This is a genomic window from Parabacteroides bouchesdurhonensis (genome assembly GCF_900186615.1).
GTDB lineage: Bacteria > Bacteroidota > Bacteroidia > Bacteroidales > Tannerellaceae > Parabacteroides > Parabacteroides bouchesdurhonensis.
Map to the genome: position 1 here is coordinate 2,478,124 of NZ_LT896588.1, position 20,329 is coordinate 2,498,452.

General features: G+C 38.6%; 15 protein-coding genes and 1 pseudogene. 11 read left to right on the forward strand and 5 right to left on the reverse strand.

Features of this window, described 5'->3' with window-relative positions; translation table 11 throughout:
• Window positions 1-50: 50 nt before the first annotated feature.
• The 8 genes and pseudogenes from C1721_RS10700 to C1721_RS10730 all read left to right on the forward strand — a co-directional run bounded on the left by C1721_RS10700 (window position 51) and on the right by C1721_RS10730 (window position 10,965).
• Window positions 51-917: a DUF3737 family protein gene (locus C1721_RS10700; RefSeq protein ID WP_102408334.1), complete on the forward strand. Its 867-nt coding sequence runs from the start codon at window positions 51-53 to the stop codon at window positions 915-917.
• Entirely contained in the window at window positions 914-2,074 is a 1,161-nt protein-coding gene (locus C1721_RS10705; RefSeq protein ID WP_102408335.1) for a MalY/PatB family protein, read from the forward strand. The genes C1721_RS10700 and C1721_RS10705 overlap by 4 nt, the downstream gene beginning before the upstream one ends.
• A gap of 174 nt (window positions 2,075-2,248) precedes the next feature.
• Complete coding sequence (locus tag C1721_RS10710) at window positions 2,249-4,459, forward strand: GH92 family glycosyl hydrolase (RefSeq protein ID WP_102408336.1); 2,211 nt, start codon at window positions 2,249-2,251, stop codon at window positions 4,457-4,459.
• 158 nt (window positions 4,460-4,617) lie between these two features.
• Window positions 4,618-5,799, forward strand: coding sequence for a glycoside hydrolase family 172 protein (locus C1721_RS10715; RefSeq protein ID WP_102408337.1), 1,182 nt, complete (start codon window positions 4,618-4,620; stop codon window positions 5,797-5,799).
• 17 nt (window positions 5,800-5,816) lie between these two features.
• Window positions 5,817-6,800: pseudogene (locus C1721_RS16315) on the forward strand (glycoside hydrolase family 43 protein); the annotation flags it as partial.
• 69 nt (window positions 6,801-6,869) lie between these two features.
• Window positions 6,870-7,919 carry a glycoside hydrolase family 43 protein gene (locus tag C1721_RS16180; protein WP_420872734.1) on the forward strand — a complete coding sequence of 350 codons (1,050 nt, stop codon included), beginning with the start codon at window positions 6,870-6,872 and terminating at the stop codon, window positions 7,917-7,919.
• Window positions 7,920-7,950: 31 nt separating this feature from the next.
• The gene (gene radA, locus C1721_RS10725) at window positions 7,951-9,321 is read left to right on the forward strand and encodes a DNA repair protein RadA (RefSeq protein WP_102408339.1); all 1,371 of its coding nucleotides are present in this window, start codon (window positions 7,951-7,953) and stop codon (window positions 9,319-9,321) included.
• Window positions 9,322-9,408: 87 nt separating this feature from the next.
• Window positions 9,409-10,965: an NAD(P)/FAD-dependent oxidoreductase gene (locus tag C1721_RS10730; RefSeq protein WP_102408340.1), complete on the forward strand. Its 1,557-nt coding sequence runs from the start codon at window positions 9,409-9,411 to the stop codon at window positions 10,963-10,965.
• A 1-nt stretch (window position 10,966) separates the two neighbouring features.
• Here the strand turns inward: C1721_RS10730 and C1721_RS10735 are convergent, their stop codons facing one another.
• Window positions 10,967-11,338 carry a hypothetical protein gene (locus tag C1721_RS10735; protein ID WP_234347420.1) on the reverse strand — a complete coding sequence of 124 codons (372 nt, stop codon included), beginning with the start codon at window positions 11,336-11,338 and terminating at the stop codon, window positions 10,967-10,969.
• Window positions 11,339-11,379: 41 nt separating this feature from the next.
• Window positions 11,380-12,189 carry a peptidylprolyl isomerase gene (locus C1721_RS10740; protein ID WP_102408342.1) on the reverse strand — a complete coding sequence of 270 codons (810 nt, stop codon included), beginning with the start codon at window positions 12,187-12,189 and terminating at the stop codon, window positions 11,380-11,382.
• Window positions 12,190-12,296: 107 nt separating this feature from the next.
• Between C1721_RS10740 and C1721_RS10745 the strand changes: the two genes are divergently transcribed.
• Complete coding sequence (locus tag C1721_RS10745; protein WP_102408343.1) at window positions 12,297-13,973, forward strand: putative transporter; 1,677 nt, start codon at window positions 12,297-12,299, stop codon at window positions 13,971-13,973.
• Between the two features lie 114 nt (window positions 13,974-14,087).
• A complete protein-coding gene (locus tag C1721_RS10750; RefSeq protein ID WP_102408344.1) occupies window positions 14,088-14,933 on the forward strand; it encodes an ROK family protein in 846 nt (281 codons plus the stop codon).
• 67 nt (window positions 14,934-15,000) lie between these two features.
• Here C1721_RS10750 and C1721_RS10755 read toward each other — a convergent pair whose 3' ends face one another.
• The 3 genes from C1721_RS10755 to recJ are packed head-to-tail and all read right to left on the reverse strand — an operon-like array spanning window position 15,001 to window position 19,575.
• Window positions 15,001-15,864 carry a hypothetical protein gene (locus C1721_RS10755; protein WP_102408345.1) on the reverse strand — a complete coding sequence of 288 codons (864 nt, stop codon included), beginning with the start codon at window positions 15,862-15,864 and terminating at the stop codon, window positions 15,001-15,003.
• Window positions 15,865-15,924: 60 nt separating this feature from the next.
• Complete coding sequence (locus C1721_RS10760) at window positions 15,925-17,841, reverse strand: RecQ family ATP-dependent DNA helicase (protein WP_102408346.1); 1,917 nt, start codon at window positions 17,839-17,841, stop codon at window positions 15,925-15,927.
• A gap of 9 nt (window positions 17,842-17,850) precedes the next feature.
• The gene (gene recJ, locus C1721_RS10765) at window positions 17,851-19,575 is read right to left on the reverse strand and encodes a single-stranded-DNA-specific exonuclease RecJ (RefSeq protein ID WP_102408347.1); all 1,725 of its coding nucleotides are present in this window, start codon (window positions 19,573-19,575) and stop codon (window positions 17,851-17,853) included.
• Window positions 19,576-19,766: 191 nt separating this feature from the next.
• Between recJ and C1721_RS10770 the strand changes: the two genes are divergently transcribed.
• A complete protein-coding gene (locus tag C1721_RS10770) occupies window positions 19,767-20,327 on the forward strand; it encodes an L-threonylcarbamoyladenylate synthase (protein WP_102408348.1) in 561 nt (186 codons plus the stop codon).
• The last annotated feature ends 2 nt before the right edge of the window (window positions 20,328-20,329 follow it).

The window sequence follows — 20,329 nt, forward strand, 5'->3', positions numbered from 1 at the left end:
TTTATCTATAAATGAGTTTGGTATTATAATTGAAGCAACTAATTAAATCAATGGAAATAATAAAGAACAAAGAATACGAAGGTGAACGCCCTTTGTTTGCGACACACGACTTGCAGCTGGAAAATGTAACCATTCACACCGGTGAATCTGCCCTGAAAGAATGTAGTAATATTATTGCAGTAAATTGCCGTTTCGAAGGCAAATACCCTTTCTGGCATAATAACGGCTTTATCGTAAAGGACTGCTTCTTTACAGAAGGAGCACGCGCTGCCCTGTGGTACTCACAAAATCTGCAAATGACGGACACGGTAGTAGAAGCCCCGAAGATGTTCCGCGAAATGGACGGAATTAAGCTGGAGAACGTACAACTCCCCAATGCATTGGAAACCCTATGGCATTGCCGCAACGTGGAATTGAAAAATGTACAGATAGACAAAGCCGATTACCTGTTTATGCACGGTGAGAATATCCGTATTGATAATTACAGCCAAAATGGTAACTACTCCTTTCAATACTGCAAGAATGTAGAAATACGCAACGCCATCATCAACTCAAAGGATGCCTTTTGGAACACCGAAAATGTAACGGTATATGATTCAGAACTGAATGGCGAATACCTGGGTTGGCATTCCCATAACCTGCGTCTGGTGAACTGCAAGATTTCAGGCACTCAGCCCCTTTGCTATACCCACGATCTGGTAATGGAGAATTGCACGATGGCCGACGACTGCGACCTTGCTTTTGAATACGCCAGCGTGCAGGCAACCATCAACAGCCCTATACATAGTGTAAAGAATCCGCGTACCGGAAGCATCATTGCCGAAAGTTACGGTGCTATTATCATTGACAAAAACATCAAAGCTCCGGCAGACTGCGAACTGAATTTGTGGGATAACCTAACTTGCTTTAACCAATGAAATATAATTTTGATGAGATAGTTCCCCGACGTGGAACCAATTCCTATAAATGGGATTCCGCGCAGGCGGAAGATGTTCTGCCCATGTGGGTAGCCGATATGGATTTCCGTACGGCTCCCCCTGTGGTGGAGGCATTGCGCAAACGGGTGGAACATGGAATCTTCGGTTACACCAAAGTTCCTTCCGCTTACTACGAAGCAGTAATAAACTGGTTTGCCCGGCGACACGGATGGAAGATAGAAAAGGACTGGATGATCTACACATCGGGCGTAGTTCCGGCTCTGTCTGCCGTTATCAAGGCTCTGACCGTTCCGGGAGACAGGGTACTGGTGCAGACACCGGTCTATAATTGTTTCTTTTCTTCCATCCGTAATAATGGATGCGAATTTGTTTCCAGTCCGCTTATTCGTGTGGGCAATACTTACTACATGGATTTCGATGATTTGGAACAAAAGGTTGCTGACCCGAAGGTGCAACTTTTACTTCTATGTAATCCGCATAATCCGGTAGGACGCGTATGGACTCGGGAAGAACTGATACGTATAGGTGAAATTTGCATCCGTCATAATGTGTTAGTGATATCGGATGAAATACATTGTGAATTGACGTTTCCCGGACATGTTTACATACCTTTTGCTTCTATTTCCGATAAATTTCAGCACCATTCTGTTACTTGCGTATCGCCCAGCAAAGCCTTCAATCTGGCAGGGCTTCAAATAGCTAATATCATTGTTTCGGATAAGGAAAGACGGAAAAAGATTGATAAAGCAATTAATGTCAATGAAGTATGCGATGTAAATCCTTTTGGTGTGGAAGCATTGATGGCTGCTTATAACGAGGGAGAGAAATGGCTTGATGATTTGAAAGCTTATCTTTTTGAGAATTATTGTTGCATGAAGGATTTTTGCAAAGCATATCTTCCACAATTCCCAATAATGAAACCGGAAGGAACTTATCTGGTATGGATGGATTGCTCGGCATTGGGTAAGACTTCATCAGAATTAGAACATTTGCTGAAAGAAAAAGCCCAATTGTGGTTAAATGCTGGAACTATTTACGGAGAAGAAGGAGAGGGTTTTATGCGATGGAATATCGCCTGCCCCCGCTCTGTCTTGATTATGGGGCTGAAACGTTTCCTGGATTTTGTAGAATTGTAAAAAGAAAGAATAGTATAATAAAGGAACTGCTGATAATCATACTAGCGGTAATAGATACAAGGGATAATGCCAAAAAGTCAGGCTACTAAGTACAGTCCATATTCATCCGAATATTGCTGACAATCGAAAATCTTTTCTTATCTTTGTCAATGCTCAAAACAAAAAGAATATAGCATGAAGCACAAATCCATATTGGCGCTCTCCTTACTGGCTATTATAGCTTGTACGCCTGAGAAGAAACAGGAGACAGATTATGCTCAGTATGTAAATCCTTTTATCGGTACGGATTTTACCGGTAATACATATCCGGGAGCACAGGTTCCTTTCGGAATGGTACAGTTAAGCCCGGATAACGGTCTGCCGGGGTGGGATCGTATTTCAGGCTATTTCTATCCCGATTCAACCATAGCAGGCTTTAGCCATACGCATCTTTCCGGTACAGGAGCGGGCGATTTATATGATATATCATTTATGCCGGTAACACGTCCGTATAAAGAAGCTCCTGCTCCACTAGGCATATATTCCACTTTTTCTCATAACGATGAAGCCGCTTCTGCCGGTTATTATCGCGTATTACTACAGGATTATAATATTAATGTAGAACTTACGGCTACGGACCGTTGTGGTATTCAACGCTACACATTCCCTAAAGCAGATGCTTCTGTCTTTCTTAATCTGAAAAAGGCAATGAATTGGGATTTTACGTTGGATTCGTATATAGAAGTGCTCGATTCGGTTACTATCCGTGGATATCGTTTCTCTCAAGGTTGGTCTCCTAATCAGCATATTTATTTTCAGACACGTTTCTCTAAGCCATTTGTGGCATATCAGATGGACACTACATCTGTTGTGACGAAAGAGAAAGGATGGATTGGTACTGCTTATGTAGCACGTTTTGATTTTAATACGGAGAAAGACGAACAGATACTTGTCAATACAGGTATTTCAGGTGTTAGTATGGAAGGAGCTGCAAAGAATCTGCAAGCAGAAGTTACGGAAAATGATTTTGATCGTTATCATGCTCAAGCTGTACAAAAATGGAATAAAGAACTTTCCAAGATAGAGGTGAAAGGCAATAACACGGATGATAAAGTGAAATTCTATACTGCGTTATATCATGCAATGATTGCTCCTACGTTATATAGCGATGTAGACGGATCTTATTATGGTCCCGACAATCAGATACATAAAACGAATGGATGGGATAATTATTCTACTTTTTCTTTATGGGATACATATCGTGCAACTCATCCGCTGTACACTTATCTTCAGCCGGAGCGAACAGGTGATATGGTTCAATCTTTCCTGAATTTCTATGAACAGAGTGGAGCATTGCCGTTATGGAATTTATACGGACATGAAACAAATATGATGATAGGTTATCATGCTGTTCCTGTAATTGTAGATGCTTATTTGAAAGGAATTGGCAATTTTGATCCTGAAAAAGCTTTGCAAGCCTGTATCGAAACGGCCAACAGAGATGATTATAGAGGAATTGGGCTATATAAGAAGAAGGGATATGTTCCTGCGTTTAGTGATCCTAAGAAATGGGAAAACTGGTCGCTCTCCAAGACTATGGAATATGCTTTTGATGATTATTGTATTGCATTAATGGCTGAAAAGATGGGTAAAAAAGAGATTGCGGATGAATTTTTCAAACGTTCTCTTAATTACAAGAATCTTTATAATCCTGTAACCTCTTTCATGCAGCCGCGTGATGAGAACGGACATTTTAATCCATCTTTTAGCCCAGACGACTATACGGAAGATATTTGTGAAAGCAATGGTTGGCAATATTTTTGGTATGTACCGCAGGATTTAGATGGTTTGATAGGTTTAGTTGGAGGGAAAGAACGCTTTACCCAGAAGTTGGACAGTATGTTTACATATGCTCCTACTAGTGAAGAACTTCCCATTTTCAGTACAGGTATGATCGGACAGTATGCGCATGGAAATGAACCTAGCCACCATGTTATTTATTTATATAATAAAGTGGATCAACCGTGGAAGACACAAAAGTATGTGGCGCAGGTATTGCATGATCTGTATTTGAATGCTCCTGATGGTATTTGCGGTAATGAAGATTGCGGGCAGATGTCTGCTTGGTTTGTATTTAGTGCAATGGGATTTTATCCTGTAAATCCGGCTAATCAACAGTATGAAATAGGGACGCCTTTATTCCCGGAAGTGAAGATGAATTTAGCAAATGGTAAAACATTTACAATATCAGCTCCTGCTGTAAGTTCAGAGAATATATATATTCAATCTGTCAAAGTAAATGGCAAGTTGTATGATAAAAGCTATATCACGCATGATCTTATTATGAGTGGCGCTACATTGGAGTTTGAAATGGGAAATAAACCAGGTCCTGTTTGGTATAAATAAAGAATAAAATAATAGTATCTGTGAATTTTCTTCCCTCCGATTATAACATAATATAACCGGAGGGAAATTTTATGTAGAGACAGATGGAAATACGTTTTTCAGGAAGATATATTATCTTTGAAGCATAATAACAAATATAATCTAATACTGTATATTCAATGAAAAAGAAGATTAGTGTCTTATTAATTATTTTGTTAGCCATAGGCGGCTATGTACATGCTCAGAATTATCCTTTTAATGGTTTGGATATGAATATGGGAACGCTTTCCCGCCTGTCTGATGCCAAGACTCGTTCAATTAGTCCTGAAAATTATACGGGTGAACAGGGGAAAGGTGGTATGGCTGATCCTGTAAAGGACAAAGATGTTAGGAATAAAGCTAACGCATGGGCGGCAGCCAAAGATTTAGGTAAAGGTTGGAAAGTGAATCCTTATATTATTATTAAACCTGGCGAAACGATTACTATTGCAGAAATCGATGGTCCGGGAGCTATTCAACAGATTTGGATGACGCCAACTGGTAACTGGCGTTTCTCAATCATTCGTATGTACTGGGATGAGGAGAAAGAACCTTCTGTGGAATGTCCGATCGGGGATTTTTTCTGTAGTGCATATAATGAATATGCCCAGCTCTCTTCATTGGCTGTTTGTGTGAATCCAGGCAGTGCTTTTAATTGTTATTGGAAAATGCCATTCCGTAAAAAGGCAAGGATTACAGTAGAAAATATCAATGACCGTGAAGAGATGCGTCTATATTATCAGATAAATTATACATTGACAAATGTTCCTGATGATGAAGGTTATTTTCATGCTCAATTCCGTCGTTCCAATCCGACAAAAGGTTCTTTGCATACGCTTGTTGATGGAATTAAGGGGAAAGGACAATATGTAGGAACTTATTTGGCATGGCGTGTAAACGATAATTGTTGGTGGGGAGAAGGTGAAATTAAATTCTATATGGATGGTGATAAAGAATATCCGACAATTTGCGGAACAGGCACCGAAGATTATTTCTGTGGTTCTTATAACTTTGAAAATTCAAAAACTCATCAATATCAGGAATTCACTACTCCTTATGCTGGTATGCATCAAGTAATTCGTCCGGATGGCTTATACCGTGCAGTAACAGCATTCGGTTTGTATCGTTGGCATATATTAGACCCGGTTCGTTTTGATAAGTATTTAAAGGTTACGATTCAAGATTTGGGTTGGCGTCATGATTTTCGTTATAATAATCAGAAGTCGGATATTGCATCTACAGTTTTCTGGTATCAGACAGAACCACATGCCAAATTTCCTGCATTGCTAAGCAAAGACGACTTGGAAATTCCAAGATGGTAACTAAAAATAAAATGATTATGAATATATATAAAGTCATAGTGCTTTCTGTGTGCGCCTTATTTATCTCTTTTTCATGTATAGAGAAAAAAGTGGCGCAAGAGACAACATATTATCAGAATCCTATTATCGAAAATGGAGCTGATCCCTGGATTATCAAAAAAGATGATATTTATTATTATTGTGCATCAACCAAAGATCACACTATTTCTGTCGGGAAATCTGCTTTGTTACATATTCCCGGAGATTTGAAACCTGTTTGGAAAGCACCAAATGTAGGTTGGAACTCGGATTGTATCTGGGCTCCGGAGTTACATTATTTGAATGGACGTTGGTATATTTACTATGCTGCAGGAGAAAGCGGACCTCCGTTTATTCATCAATGTGCCGGAGTTTTGGAATCGGTAACAGATGATCCTCAGGGCGAATATATTGATAAAGGCATGTTATATACAGGTGACAGCATCGGTAATTGGGATTCTAACCGCTGGGCTATTGATATGACTGTGTTTGGACTGAACAATAAGTTATATGCTGTGTGGTCCGGATGGAAAAATCAGGAAAATACGGACCATACATCGCAAATGTTGTATATTGCAGAAATGGAGAACCCATGGACAATTTCTTCTAATCGGCAGTTGATTTCTATGCCTGATAAACCTTATGAAGTGGGAGGTGATTTGGACTTGAATGAAGGACCGGAAGTGTTGGTACATAATGGGGATGTGTTTATTATTTATTCTTGTTGCCAATCATGGTTGCCTACTTATAAATTAGCCTCATTACGTTTAACTGCCTCTGATGCTGATCCGATGAATCCGGATAATTGGATAAAAAGCGAACAACCTGTTTTTCAGGGGACGGATGATGTGTATGGAGTTGGTCATGCCTCATTTACAACATCTCCGGATGGAACTGAGTTTTATATAGTATACCATTCAAAGAAAGATACAATACCTGGCTGGAATCGTGACGTACGTTTGCAGAAGTTTACATGGGATACAGACGGAACGCCTAATTTTGGTATACCACATTCTTTGTCTGAACCACAACCTGTTCCTTCCGGCTCAAAAATAAAAGATAAAGTTACATTAACGTATTCTAATCCTTTGTCTGTACAATTCGGCGATCCTTATATTTTATTGGCTTCAGACGGACGTTATTATATGTATGGAACAGGGGCTGGCGCTGTAGATGGTTTTTGTGTTTATTCATCGGATGATCTGATAAGCTGGAAGTCCGAAGGGCAAGTATATCAGGGTAATACTCCTCAGTCATGGGCCGTGGCTAACTTCTGGGCTCCGGAAGTGTATGAGAAAGATGGAAAGTTTTATATGTTTTATAGTGCAGACTGGCGTTATAATCCGACGAATGAAGAGGAAAATTTCCGTATTGGTGTAGCTGTAGCAGATAAACCGACCGGACCATTTGTAGAGCTCCGGGATAAACCTTTGTTTGACCCTGGTTATCCGGTAATAGACGGCAATATATTACAAGATGAGAATGGCAAATGTTTTTTATATTATTCCCGTTGTTGCTATAAGCATCCGGTAGAAAGTGAAATTGCAGAAGAAGCGAAGAGGAAGGGTTTGTTTAATGAAGTGGAAGAAAGTTGGATATATGGTGTTGAAATATCTCCTGACTTTACACAAGTAATAGGTGAACCTGTTCTTTTGTTGCGTCCTCCTGTTTCATTGACAGATAAACAGAGTGAGTGGGAGAGTCGTTCTGTAACATCGGGAGAAGTAAATAGACGTTGGACGGAAGGTTCATTTATTTTTAAACATAATGACTTGTATTATATGATGTATTCCGCCAACTTCTTTGGAGGAGAAAATTATGCTGTGGGTTATGCTGTCTCGGAAAGCCCGTTAGGTCCTTTTAAAAAAGCTGATAATAATCCTGTATTGGAGAAAAATACGGCAAAAGGTGGTATTGTAACTGGAACGGGTCATAATAGTATTACTTGGTCTAAAGATCGGAAACAGATGTATTGTGTTTATCATGGACGTACACAAAAAACAGGTGAAGAACGTGTTGTTTTTATTGATAAAATGCACATAACTCCGGAAGGTGTCTTGGTTGTAGACGGTCCTACAACAGATATACAGACGATAGAATAGTTTTTGTACCTTTACTGCAAAATATATAAGCATGGCAAAGACTAAAACAGTATATGTTTGTTCTAACTGTGGGGCAGATTCTCCTAAATGGCTTGGTAAATGTCCTAACTGTGGCGAATGGAATACCTATGTGGAAGAGGTGATAGCGAAGGACGTTTCTTCAAGACATTCGATTCCCGGTATTTCGGATAATACGAAAGTCCGTCCGGTACTGTTAAGAGATATTACTTCTGAAGAAGAAACTCGTATAGATTTGAAGGATGCAGAATTAAACCGTGTATTAGGCGGTGGTTTGGTAAAAGGTTCGTTAGTCCTAATTGGTGGTGAACCAGGTATTGGTAAATCTACATTAGTTTTGCAAACAGTGCTGGGACTACAAGGTCTAAAGACTTTATATGTATCTGGAGAGGAAAGCAGTAAACAGCTTAAATTGCGTGCAGACCGTTTGAATTATGATAATTCGGATTGTTTTATTTTATGTGAAACAAGTCTGGAACAAATATTTGTACAGGCAAAAAATGTACAACCGGATTTGCTAATTATAGATTCCATACAAACAATATTTACTGAGATGGTGGAATCTTCGCCGGGTAGTATATCTCAGGTACGCGAATGTAGTGCTGCAATTTTGAAATATGCGAAAGAAAGCGGTGTACCTGTCTTATTGATTGGGCATATTAATAAGGAAGGTAGTATTGCCGGTCCTAAGGTGTTGGAACATATTGTTGATACGGTTCTCCAATTTGAAGGAGACCAACATTATATGTATCGTATTCTACGCAGTATAAAAAATCGTTTTGGAAGTACTGCAGAATTAGGAATTTACGAAATGCGGCAGAATGGGCTTCGGGAGGTAAGTAATCCTTCTGAGTTACTTCTTACGCAAAACCATGAAGGATTGAGTGGTGTGGCTATTGCAGCAGCAATAGAAGGCGTTCGTCCATTTCTTATAGAGACACAAGCATTAGTAAGTTCGGCAGTATATGGAACTCCTCAGAGAAGTGCAACCGGATTTGATTTACGCCGTATGAATATGTTGCTGGCAGTATTGGAAAAGCGTGCAGGTTTTAAATTAATACAAAAAGATGTGTTCCTGAATATTGCCGGAGGTTTGAAAGTGAATGATCCGGCTATAGATTTGGCGGTAATCAGTTCCGTTTTGTCTTCCAGTTTGGATATTAGCATAGAGCCGGGGATTTGTATGGCGGGAGAAGTTGGTTTGTCCGGAGAGATTCGTCCGGTTAACCGTATTGAACAACGGATATTGGAAGCTGAAAAATTGGGCTTTTCCCGGATTATTATTCCACATAATAATTTGAAAGGTTTCGATATAAATAAATGTAAAATCCAGATTGTACAAGTCAAAAAAGTGGAAGAGGCTTTCAGGCAATTGTTCGGGTAGTTATTTTTGTTTCATTCGGAAGAAAATTTATTTTCTCTCGGAAGAAATCAAAATTCCTTCCGAATGGGCGTTTTTTTAGAATAGAATATGATAACAGAATTACAACTTCGTATATTACCGGAAGAGGCAGCTAATGAACAAGCCTTAAAATATGTTGTTGCGCGGGAAACAGGAGAAACAGTGGACAACATTCAGGCAGTGCGTATTTTAAAACGTTCAATAGATGCTCGCCAACGTATTATCTATATTAACGTAAAACTCCGGGCTTTTATTAATGAAATGCCTGAAACTCCCGAATATCAATCGGTGGAGTATCAGGATGTCTCTAACTGTAAATCTGTCGTCGTCGTTGGTGCCGGACCTGGTGGATTGTTTGCTGCACTTCGCTTGATAGAATTAGGTTTACGGCCTATCATTGTTGAACGTGGTAAAGATGTACGTGAACGTAAGAAAGATATAGTCTTGATTAGCCGTGAACACAAAGTGAACGGTGAATCAAATTATAGTTTTGGTGAAGGTGGAGCAGGAGCTTATTCGGATGGCAAGCTGTATACACGCAGTAAAAAACGAGGATCGGTAGAAAAAATACTGAATGTATTTTGTCAGCATGGAGCAAGTCCTTCTATTTTAGCAGATGCGCATCCGCATATCGGTACTGATAAATTGCCTCGCGTAATAGAAAATATCCGTGAACAGATAAAGAAATGTGGAGGAGAGGTTCATTTTGAAACCCGGATGGATGCGTTTATCATGAAAGATAATGAAGTGATCGGTATCGAAACGAATACAGGAAAATCTTTTTATGGTCCTGTAATTCTGGCAACCGGACATTCTGCACGTGACGTTTATTATTATTTACACGAACAAGCAATTCCGATAGAAGCAAAAGGTATTGCTGTTGGTGTTCGCCTGGAACATCCACAAGAACTGATAGATCAGATTCAGTATCATAGAAAAGAAGGACGCGGAAAATATCTACCTGCTGCTGAATATAGTTTTGTAACGCAGGTAAAGGAGCGAGGTGTATATTCGTTTTGTATGTGTCCCGGAGGTTTTGTAGTTCCGGCGGCAAGTGGTCCTAAGCAAGTGGTTGTTAATGGAATGTCTCCATCGAATAGAGGATCGCGTTGGGCTAATTCGGGAATGGTTGTAGAGATTCACCCGGAAGATTTCCCGGAATTTGCTCCTTATAAGGAATTAGCATTGATGAAGTTTCAAGAACAACTTGAAGAACATTGTTGGTTGAATGGAGGTATGAAGCAAGTTGCTCCGGCGCAGCGTATGGTAGATTTTGTCCAGAAGAAAAATTCGTTTGATTTACCGGTTTCGTCTTATACTCCGGGTTTATTGGCCTCACCACTGCATTTTTGGATGCCGGAATTTGTAACAACGCGGTTACGTGAAGGTCTGCGGCATTTTGGTAAAATATCAAATGGCTTTATGACAAATGAGGCCATTATGATAGGAGTAGAGACAAGAACGTCTTCTCCCGTTCGTATCATCCGTGATCGTGAAAGTTATCAGCATGTAACGGTCAAAGGTCTTTTCCCTTGTGGTGAAGGTGCCGGATATGCAGGTGGAATAATCTCGGCTGCTATTGATGGAGAACGATGTGCAGAAGGAGTTGCAGCATTATTGGAATAATCTATTTATTTAATTGCTGTTTAATATTATCCAATAGTTCTACTCTTTCGAGGGAAAATGTCGTGTCATGTTGCTGTATATATTGCAGAAGTTCTTGTGCTTTGTGGAGTAAGGCTGGCTTACGTTTAGGGTCCAGATAGCTTTCTTCCAGCAATGTTTTAGCTGCAAGTTCCATTCGGTATAATCCGGCACCATCTTCACAATCCAGAAAATGCAGGATATCTTCTAAAGCAGTTGTCATTAAATAATCATTGCTCACTTTTAAGCTGTTGTACACAACGTTGATCAGTTCCTGATTTTTTCGAGTAGCTCCGCTGTTTCGATTGGTAATGATTTGAACGATGACTTTGCTAAGCTCTTCAATTTGCACCATAATAAAATCTCTTTTTAGCATCTTCTTTCGTGGCGTTTATATTATTCAATTCTTATACTAATAATTCGTATATCTTTTTTAGGCCGGTCGTATTGGTCTTTGGGTTGGGAGGCAATTTGATCTATAATATCTAATCCCTCTGTTATTTCACCATAAATAGTATATATTCCGTCTAAGTGATGGCATCCTCCGATCGTTGTGTATGCTTTACGTTGTTCATCTGTGAATATCAAGTGTCCGGGAGTTGCCTGAATAACTGAATCTATTTTTGCATTGATGGCTGCTATCTGTTTATTATATTCACGAGGATTATCATGCTTAAGCATTTGAAGATTTAAGCGAACAGGTTGATAATATTCTTTCAAAGCCTTTTTGCGGATATTTTGATTCTTTATTCTTTCCAAAGTGTCTAATTCTCCGTTTCGATAAACTTTGCCTTGAACAATGAAAAACTGAGACATATCGGATTTCTTTTGAGGATTGATGTCATCATTCTGCCTGGGAGCGGCTAAAGCTCCTTTTTTATGGAAATATTTGGAGTTTAGTTCCGGTAATATTTCGGCGGAAGGATCACCAAAACCACAACGCGCTCCAGCCGGTGCATTTTTTGAGTCCGGAGATCCACCCTGGATCATGAAGTCTTTAATAACCCGCGTAAACAATGTACCGTTATAATCACCATGTTTTGCTCTTTCTATAAATGTACGTACATGATTTGGTACATCATCATATAAAATAGCCTTCATTGTCCCTTCACTAGTATTAAAAATTACAGTCCTTTCCTGCGCTTGTATTTGGAAAGAGACTAAACATATCAGTAAACCTAAAAAAATACTATATCTCTTTTTCATTTATTTTATTTTGTCGGGTAAAGATAATGTTTATGTTGTAAAACACAAAGCAATTGTCTACCTTTGCACCTTTATTAATAGGTAATAAGACTAGTAAATATATAGATATGGATTGGATCAATGATTTATTATGGGGAGAAGGTATAGGGCATTCTATTTTATTGTTATCTATTGTCATTGCTATAGGTATCCAATTGGGTAAAATTAAAGTATTCGGTGTATCGTTAGGTATTACACTTGTATTATTTGTCGGTATTATATTAGGACATTTTGGTTTTACAATAAATCATAATGTAATACATTTCTTTAAAGAATTCGGATTGATTTTATTTGTGTACTCTGTGGGTATGCAGGTAGGACCAGGATTTTTCTCTTCTTTCAAAAAAGGAGGAATCACATTGAATATGTTAGCTTGTGGTATTGTCTTTTTGGGAGTTGTTATTGCGATAATTATTCATTATATTACAGGTATATCTATGCCTACGATGGTAGGTATTCTTTCTGGCGCTGTAACAAATACTCCGGGATTGGGGGCTGCTCAGCAAGCTTATTCGGACATGTATGGAGTTGGCGATAAAACAATTGCTTTGGGATATGCTGTTGCTTATCCGTTAGGTGTAATTGGTATTATTTTGTCTACTATATTTATTCGTTATATATTTCGTGTAAGCTTTGAGAAGGAAACCGAGATGCTGAATAACGAAGATGATAAACATATTAATGAAGCTAAGCCAATTTCTTTGGTTGTGAAGAATCCTGCAATCTTTGGAAAAAGTGTAGGTGAGTTATCCAATCTGTTAGAGCATAGAGATTTTGTTATTTCCCGCGTATGGCGTAATGATAATAAAAAAATAGAAATCGCTTCCGCAGCAACAATACTTCAGGAAGATGATAAGATTTTTGTTATTACTACAGAGCAAGATGCAGAAACAATCAAAACGTTTGTAGGTGAAGAGATAGATATGGAACGTAAACAGTGGATACGAATGGAAAGCCAATTTATCAATCGCCGTATCTTGATTACGAAACCCGAACTTAATGGTAAACATTTGGGGCAGCTTCAATTACGTAAATTATATGGTATCAACATTACTCGTATCAATCGAGCAGGGATGGACTTAGTTGCAATGCCGGGACTTACGTTGCAAGTAGGAGACCGTGTAAATGTTGTCGGCACAGAAACTGCGATTTCTAATGTAGAAAAGATCTTAGGTAATTCTATGAAGCGCTTGAATGAACCGAATCTGATTACTATTTTCTTTGGTATTGCGCTAGGTATTATATTAGGTAGCATACCTATTACGTTTCCGGGTATTCCTCAACCTGTAAAATTAGGATTGGCTGGAGGGCCGTTGGTTGTCGCCATTTTAATAAGTCGTTTTGGTTATCATTATAAACTCATTACTTACACAACGCAGAGTGCAAACTTCATGTTACGTGAAATTGGTATAACTCTGTTTCTTGCGTGTGTTGGTTTAAGTGCGGGTGATGGTTTTGTAGATACTATTGTGAATAATGGAGGCTTGGCCTGGATTGGGTACGGATTTATTATTACAACTGTTCCTTTGCTGATAATCGGATGTATCGGACGTTATTTCTATAAAATAAATTATTTTACATTGATGGGATTAATTGCAGGAAGTACAACTGATCCTCCTGCATTAGCATACGCTAATACGACAGCAGGAAATGATGCTCCTTCTGTAGGATATGCGACAGTTTATCCGTTGACTATGTTTTTACGCGTATTAACTGCTCAATTGCTGATTTTATTTTTTGCTTAATATCTTTTTTGAGATAAATATGTAAAATATACCGGACTTTCAATAAAAAGAAGGCCCGGTATATTTTTACGGAAGAAATGAATATATTTGTTAGCTCAAGTAAAATTTAATATCATGGGAAAAGGAAATTCTAATATTGGCGTAGATCTGGGCGGCACAAATATGCGTGCAGGTCGTATTATGGATGGCATACTGGTTGCAAAAAACACAATTCCTACACCGAAACAAGCGAAAAGCTGCGAAGAAACCCTGAGTGCTTTAATCAATGTAATCCGTTCAGTATGGGATGATGGGGTAAAAGCTATAGGTATTGGCGTTCCTAGTGTTGTAGATCGTAAGTCAGGCATTGTTTACAATGTAGTTAATATTCCTCATTGGGAAAAAGTTCATTTGAAAGAAATATTGGAAAAAGAATTCTCTGTGCCCGTTCATATTGATAATGATGCGAACTGTTTTGCTTTAGGTGAACGTATTTTTGGCGATGGACAGGATGTTGAGAATTTCGTGGGGCTTACGCTGGGAACTGGTTTGGGAGGTGGAATTATCCAACAAGGCCGATTGTTAGCTGATGCAAATTGTGGTTCCGGAGAGTTTGGAATGTTACCTTATAAAGATAAAATACTGGAGTATTATTGTAGCGGTTCTTATTTTATGAATGTATGGGGCGTGAATGGAAAAGACATGTATACTCGTGCTGTGAAAGGAGATGAAGAAGCTTTGGAAGCATATCGTCAGTTAGGTATTCATGTTGCCGCGGCAATTAAGATTGTAGTTTTGACAGTTGACCCCGAAATGATTATATTCGGCGGTTCGGTGGCGGCAACTCATGAATTGTTTGAAGAAAGTATGCGTGAGAACTTGAAAGATTTCGATTATCCGAATTCTATTAAAAAGTTGCAAATACGTTATTCAACGATGGAAGACCCTGGAATTATTGGTGCTGCTTCGTTGTGTTATTAGTATATTAAGGCCTTAACGGGCCTTAGTCTTTTTGACGATGGGAATGCAAATCTGTTTTTCTGCTCAATTAGAAACAGCGTATATATCCTAATGAATACCTGTCATATAAATCGTCTTTCATTCCATGTCTGTACCGGAAAGATATGATATTCTTTTTTATCTCATAATTGAGTTTTGTCCGGATTGCCATCGGGCGGTCACCATTATTTTTATATCCTTTTATGCCGGAAAGATCAGCTGTGAGGGTGAAATTGCGGTAAATGCCGGTTAATCCGCCTCCGTATGATACGGCATCATTCTGGCGGTGGACCATATTGTTTGTCATCCAGCAATAAAAACCTATCATGGCTTGAACACGTAAAGACATCTTTTCGTCTGCTGATTTTAATAATGTTCTTCCTGCTGTGGCATCAAACCAATATGTTGCTGCGTCTGTGAAGCGGGCATCACACAAGCGACCTCCACTGGCCGTTTTCAGATTTAAACTTACCATAACGTCTGCCCATTTTTCACTTCGGACTACTTGTACGTAGGTAGTGGCAATCAAGTCTCCGAAACATTTAATAGGAGGGGTCAGTTCTACGGCAAAACGTTCGTCACGCGTTTCCGGGCTCATTGTGTAATCTTCAATAATAACACCGCTTATCTCTATACCTGCACGTCCTTTTGCTATAGGAATAAACAGACGGGCATATAAGTCTTTTGTTTTGTCCCCCTTATAATAATCGTATTCACCTCGTAACTCAACTTCCCAGCGTTTCCCGACGCTGCCACTTTGTAATTCGGGCATGGGAAAGCCGTTCGGACCAAAATAACGTGGAGAATATATTACTTTTTCCATTTGATCTCTCCAGTCTTCGGCATAAACGGATATGGAAGATAGTAGTGAAATAAAGCCGCAAATTATTAATAACTTAGTAGAGCGTGCCATATGATTTCTCGTATTTATTCTAATATTGTCATTTTGACCGACAAATGTACAATTTTCAATTTATTCTACCGGTCGTATATAACGAATATATCCATCTTCTAAAAAGAAATGTTCGTCATGTTCGGCTAAATAACGAATAGCAATAATGCTTTTTTCAATAGGAAAAGGAAGCTGTTTGGTTATTTCTTGGATATGTATAGGCTGTTCAGGCAATGTGTTTTGTAATGCTTCTCGTATATCATTAAACATCTTGTTACTTAATCCCGAATCATTTTTAGCCAGACATATGTCGCAACTTCCGCAATCCTTAGATTTTTTTTCTCCGAAATAGGTTAATAGTAAACGACTTCGACAGACTGAATCTTCATTGATATATTCAAGGACTTTGTTTATACGGTTTTCAAACCGTTCTTTACGTTCATCGTATGCCTGACGGGGAATAGATAGATATTTTTGCTCTTCACGTGTCTTTGTGTATATGATAAGCGGAGTTTTTTTGTGCGGTATATAGTTTACTATCCGATATTTAGACAAACCAATCAGTATATCATAAATTTCTTGTTGGCTCACTCCGGTTCGTGTAGCAATAATAGCTTCGTCTATATAGGCGTAATCTGCAAATAAACCGGTGTAGGATCGCAGGATAGTTTGTATTACGTCATCTGTTTTTTTATCTTGGTGTAAATATTTATATAGTTCATCTCTTGTTGCTGTGAACATCAGGCGTGAAGCATTATCTATTTCTTCTGTATATTCTATATAGCCGGATAGTTCCAGTATCTTCAACGCATGATGTGTTTGAATAAGTGGAAACTTGAATGCAGAACAAAAATCAGATAGTGAGAAATCGTGTACGGTATCCAAACCATATCCTACGGCAATTTGGTAATAGTTCCCTAATGCTTCATATACGCGGTAAATAAATTCCTTGTCAGGAAATTCATCCGATAATCTTTTTTTGAGTTTGGCGTTATCCGTTCCGGAACATAATGCAACGGCATAAGCTTTTAGTTCGTCTCGACCGGCGCGTCCCGCTTCTTGATAATACTCTTCTAATGATCCCGGCATATCCATATGTACTACTAAACGTACATCCGGTTTGTCTATACCCATGCCAAAAGCGTTGGTGGATACGATAACCCGGCATTCATTGTTTTTCCAGCGGTTTTGACGAATTGTTTTTTCTTCCCGGTTTAATCCTGCATGGTAAAAATCGGCAGAAATGTTGGCTTGTTTCAATAAGGTGGCTATTTCTTTAGTTCGCTTTCTGTTTCGTACATAAACTATAGCACTTCCCTGTATTTTTCCTAGTATATAAATAAGAGTATTGAGTTTGTCTTCTGTCTTCCTTACGATATATGATAAATTGGCTCGGGAAAAGCTTTTTTTGAAAACGTTCCTTTCCTTGAAATGTAATCGATCTTGTATGTCATTGATTACATCCGGAGTAGCAGTTGCGGTAAGAGCCAGAACCGGAACATCAGCTGGAAGTTCGGTACGAATGTTGGCTATATTTAAATATGAAGGACGAAAATCGTATCCCCACTGGGAAATACAATGGCTTTCATCAATGACTAATAGACATACCTTCATCGCTTGCAACTTGACACGGAATATTTCTGTTCCAAGTCGCTCAGGAGAAACATACAAGAATTTGTAATCTCCAAAAATACAGTTTTCTAATTGGGTAATAATCTCTTGCCTACTCATGCCTGAATATACGGCAGTAGCTTTGATACCGACATGACGCAGATTGTCTACCTGATCTTTCATCAAGGCTATCAGGGGAGTTACAACAATACATATTCCCTCCATTGCCAGTGCAGGAACTTGGAAAGTCAGAGATTTACCTCCTCCTGTTGGCATTAGCCCTAGAGTATCTTTCCCTGCACAAACAGAGAGGATAATGTCTTCTTGTAAAGGACGAAAAGCATGGAATCCCCAATACTTTTCCAGTATCTCATGATAGATATTCACCGGAACTCTTCATGTGTTATACGGCTTAATATCTTTGATCATCAATTGTAGAGAGGTATTCCCGTTGTAGGTGTTTTCCTCTACAGTATAACAGATGTCGAAAGGTTTCATGCCTTTGATATGTTCGCTATGTTGATGCATTCCAAATGCAATGCCATGTATAGGTGAATTTGAGTTGCTGTCTATAAGCTCCAGCTTTATATGTTCTAATTCTTTACCTACTAGCTTACTGGTCCCATAATCTTTAACGCCTAAAGAACAAAATACAGGCTTTTGGTTATCCGGACCAAAAGGACTCATTTTCTTTAAATCGTTCATAAACTTATTGTTTATGTCTTTCAAGTCCAAGATGGCATCTATATCTATTTGAGGGGTCATTTGTTCCGGAATAATCTCGTCAGCGGCAAGTTGTAGAAAACGCTCGGTAAAGGCCTCTAAATTTTCTTCTCTTAAAGATAATCCGGCTGCATATGTGTGTCCACCAAAATTTTCCAATAGATTACGGCAGTTTTCTATTGCTTTGTATATGTCAAATCCGGTAACAGACCGGGCTGAACCTGTGATTAATTCGGATGACTTGGTTAATACAACTGCCGGACGATAATATTTTTCAGTTAGACGTGAAGCAACAATGCCAATGACTCCTTTATGCCATCCCGCATTATATACAACAATGGCTTTACGGTCTTCCATATTTTGAAATTCATCAATAATGGCATTGGCTTCATCCGTTATTTTTTTATCTAATTCACGGCGTTCCTCGTTGTATTGATTGATGTTTTCACTTTTCTCGCGAGCAGACTCACTGTCTTTAGCAAGTAGGAGTTCTACAGCCTCTTTTCCGTTCATCATACGTCCAGAAGCATTGATACGAGGACCTATTTTGAATACGATGTCACTGATTGTTATATCTTTTCCTGTTAATCCGCAAATATCAATAATACCTTTTAAGCCTAAGCTGGGATTGCTATTTAGCTGTTTTAAACCATAGTAGGCAAGTATCCGATTTTCTCCGGTAATAGGAACTATGTCTGAAGCAATGCTGACGGCTGTTAATTCTAATAACTTCTCTAAATCGGAAAAAGGGAAATTATTGCTTTTAGCAAAAGCTTGCATGAACTTAAAACCTACGCCACAGCCAGACAGATGCTCATAAGGATAAATAGAATCATTGCGTTTAGCGTCTAGAACGGCTACTGCATCAGGTAAAATATCATCTGGCATATGATGGTCGCAGATAATGAAATCTATACCTTTTTGCTTTGCATATTCTATTTTTTCAATAGCCTTTATTCCACAATCCAGAGAAATAACTAAAGAGACACCATTTTCTGCGGCATAATCTATTCCTTTATATGAAATACCATATCCTTCGTCATATCGATCTGGAATATAGAAATCTAAAGAAGATGAGTAAGGACGTAAATACTTGTATACTAAAGATACAGCAGTAGTTCCGTCTACATCATAATCTCCGTATACCAAAATCTTTTCTTTATTACCCAACGCTTTATTCAGCCTTTTAACGGCTTTATCCATATCCGGCATAAGGAATGGATCATGGAGGTCATTCAAGCTGGGCTTAAAGAATTTTTTTACTTCTTCGACAGAAGTAATCCCTCGTTGAACAAGTAAAAGACAAATAACCGGACTGATGCCCAGTTCGGTGGCTAGTTTGTCTCTTTTATGTAATTCTTCTTCTGTTGGGGTTTGAAAATTCCATCTGTTAATCATTATATATTATTTTTTCTTTTTTCTAGCAGGTATTGCGATTGTCATGAGACTATTTGCGCAATATATTTCAACCTGTAAAGGTAGAAATTAAATGTTGTATAATAGCAATCCTTAATGAAAATAGTTTTTTTCTTATTATTTTTTTGAAGTCCAAGAAACCTTTGTACTTTTGTCCAAACAATATATAAACAATGGATGAGGATATAAAAAAGGCTTGTGATGTGTTGCAGGCGGGAGGATTAATTCTTTACCCTACAGATACTATTTGGGGTATAGGTTGTGATGCAACAAATGAGAAAGCTGTGCAACGAATCTATGAATTGAAACAACGTACAGACAATAAGGCTATGCTGGTACTGACAGATAGCTCCGCCAAACTGGAGATGTATGTATCGGAAGTTCCCAGTGTAGCTTGGAATCTTATCGAAGTTGCAGATAAGCCTCTTACCATTATTTATCCAAAAGCAAAAAACTTGGCATTAAACTTATTAGCAGAAGATGGTAGTGTAGGTATCCGTATTACAAATGAAGAATTTTCACGGAAATTATGCGAGCGTTTTCGTAAACCGTTGGTTTCCACTTCAGCAAATGTAAGTGGTGAAAAATCTCCTGCAAACTTTAGTGAAGTGTCTGATGTCATTAAAAATGGAGTTGACTATATTGTAAAGTGCCGTCAGGATGATATGAGTAAAGCTCAACCTTCCAATATCATTAAACTAGGACTTGGCGGACTGTTTCAGGTAATCAGATAAGA

What these genes read in the sequence shown, in the direction of transcription:
- C1721_RS10755 (WP_102408345.1), bottom strand. Translation starts at nt 15,864, where the DNA reads ATGGCACGCTCTACTAAGTTATTAATAATTTGCGGCTTTATTTCACTA.
- C1721_RS10770 (WP_102408348.1), top strand. Translation starts at nt 19,767, where the DNA reads ATGGATGAGGATATAAAAAAGGCTTGTGATGTGTTGCAGGCGGGAGGA.
- C1721_RS10745 (WP_102408343.1), top strand. Translation starts at nt 12,297, where the DNA reads ATGGATTGGATCAATGATTTATTATGGGGAGAAGGTATAGGGCATTCT.
- radA (WP_102408339.1), top strand. Translation starts at nt 7,951, where the DNA reads ATGGCAAAGACTAAAACAGTATATGTTTGTTCTAACTGTGGGGCAGAT.
- C1721_RS10735 (WP_234347420.1), bottom strand. Translation starts at nt 11,338, where the DNA reads ATGGTGCAAATTGAAGAGCTTAGCAAAGTCATCGTTCAAATCATTACC.
- C1721_RS10740 (WP_102408342.1), bottom strand. Translation starts at nt 12,189, where the DNA reads ATGAAAAAGAGATATAGTATTTTTTTAGGTTTACTGATATGTTTAGTC.
- recJ (WP_102408347.1), bottom strand. Translation starts at nt 19,575, where the DNA reads ATGATTAACAGATGGAATTTTCAAACCCCAACAGAAGAAGAATTACAT.
- C1721_RS10730 (WP_102408340.1), top strand. Translation starts at nt 9,409, where the DNA reads ATGATAACAGAATTACAACTTCGTATATTACCGGAAGAGGCAGCTAAT.
- C1721_RS10710 (WP_102408336.1), top strand. Translation starts at nt 2,249, where the DNA reads ATGAAGCACAAATCCATATTGGCGCTCTCCTTACTGGCTATTATAGCT.
- C1721_RS10705 (WP_102408335.1), top strand. Translation starts at nt 914, where the DNA reads ATGAAATATAATTTTGATGAGATAGTTCCCCGACGTGGAACCAATTCC.
- C1721_RS10750 (WP_102408344.1), top strand. Translation starts at nt 14,088, where the DNA reads ATGGGAAAAGGAAATTCTAATATTGGCGTAGATCTGGGCGGCACAAAT.
- C1721_RS10700 (WP_102408334.1), top strand. Translation starts at nt 51, where the DNA reads ATGGAAATAATAAAGAACAAAGAATACGAAGGTGAACGCCCTTTGTTT.
- C1721_RS10715 (WP_102408337.1), top strand. Translation starts at nt 4,618, where the DNA reads ATGAAAAAGAAGATTAGTGTCTTATTAATTATTTTGTTAGCCATAGGC.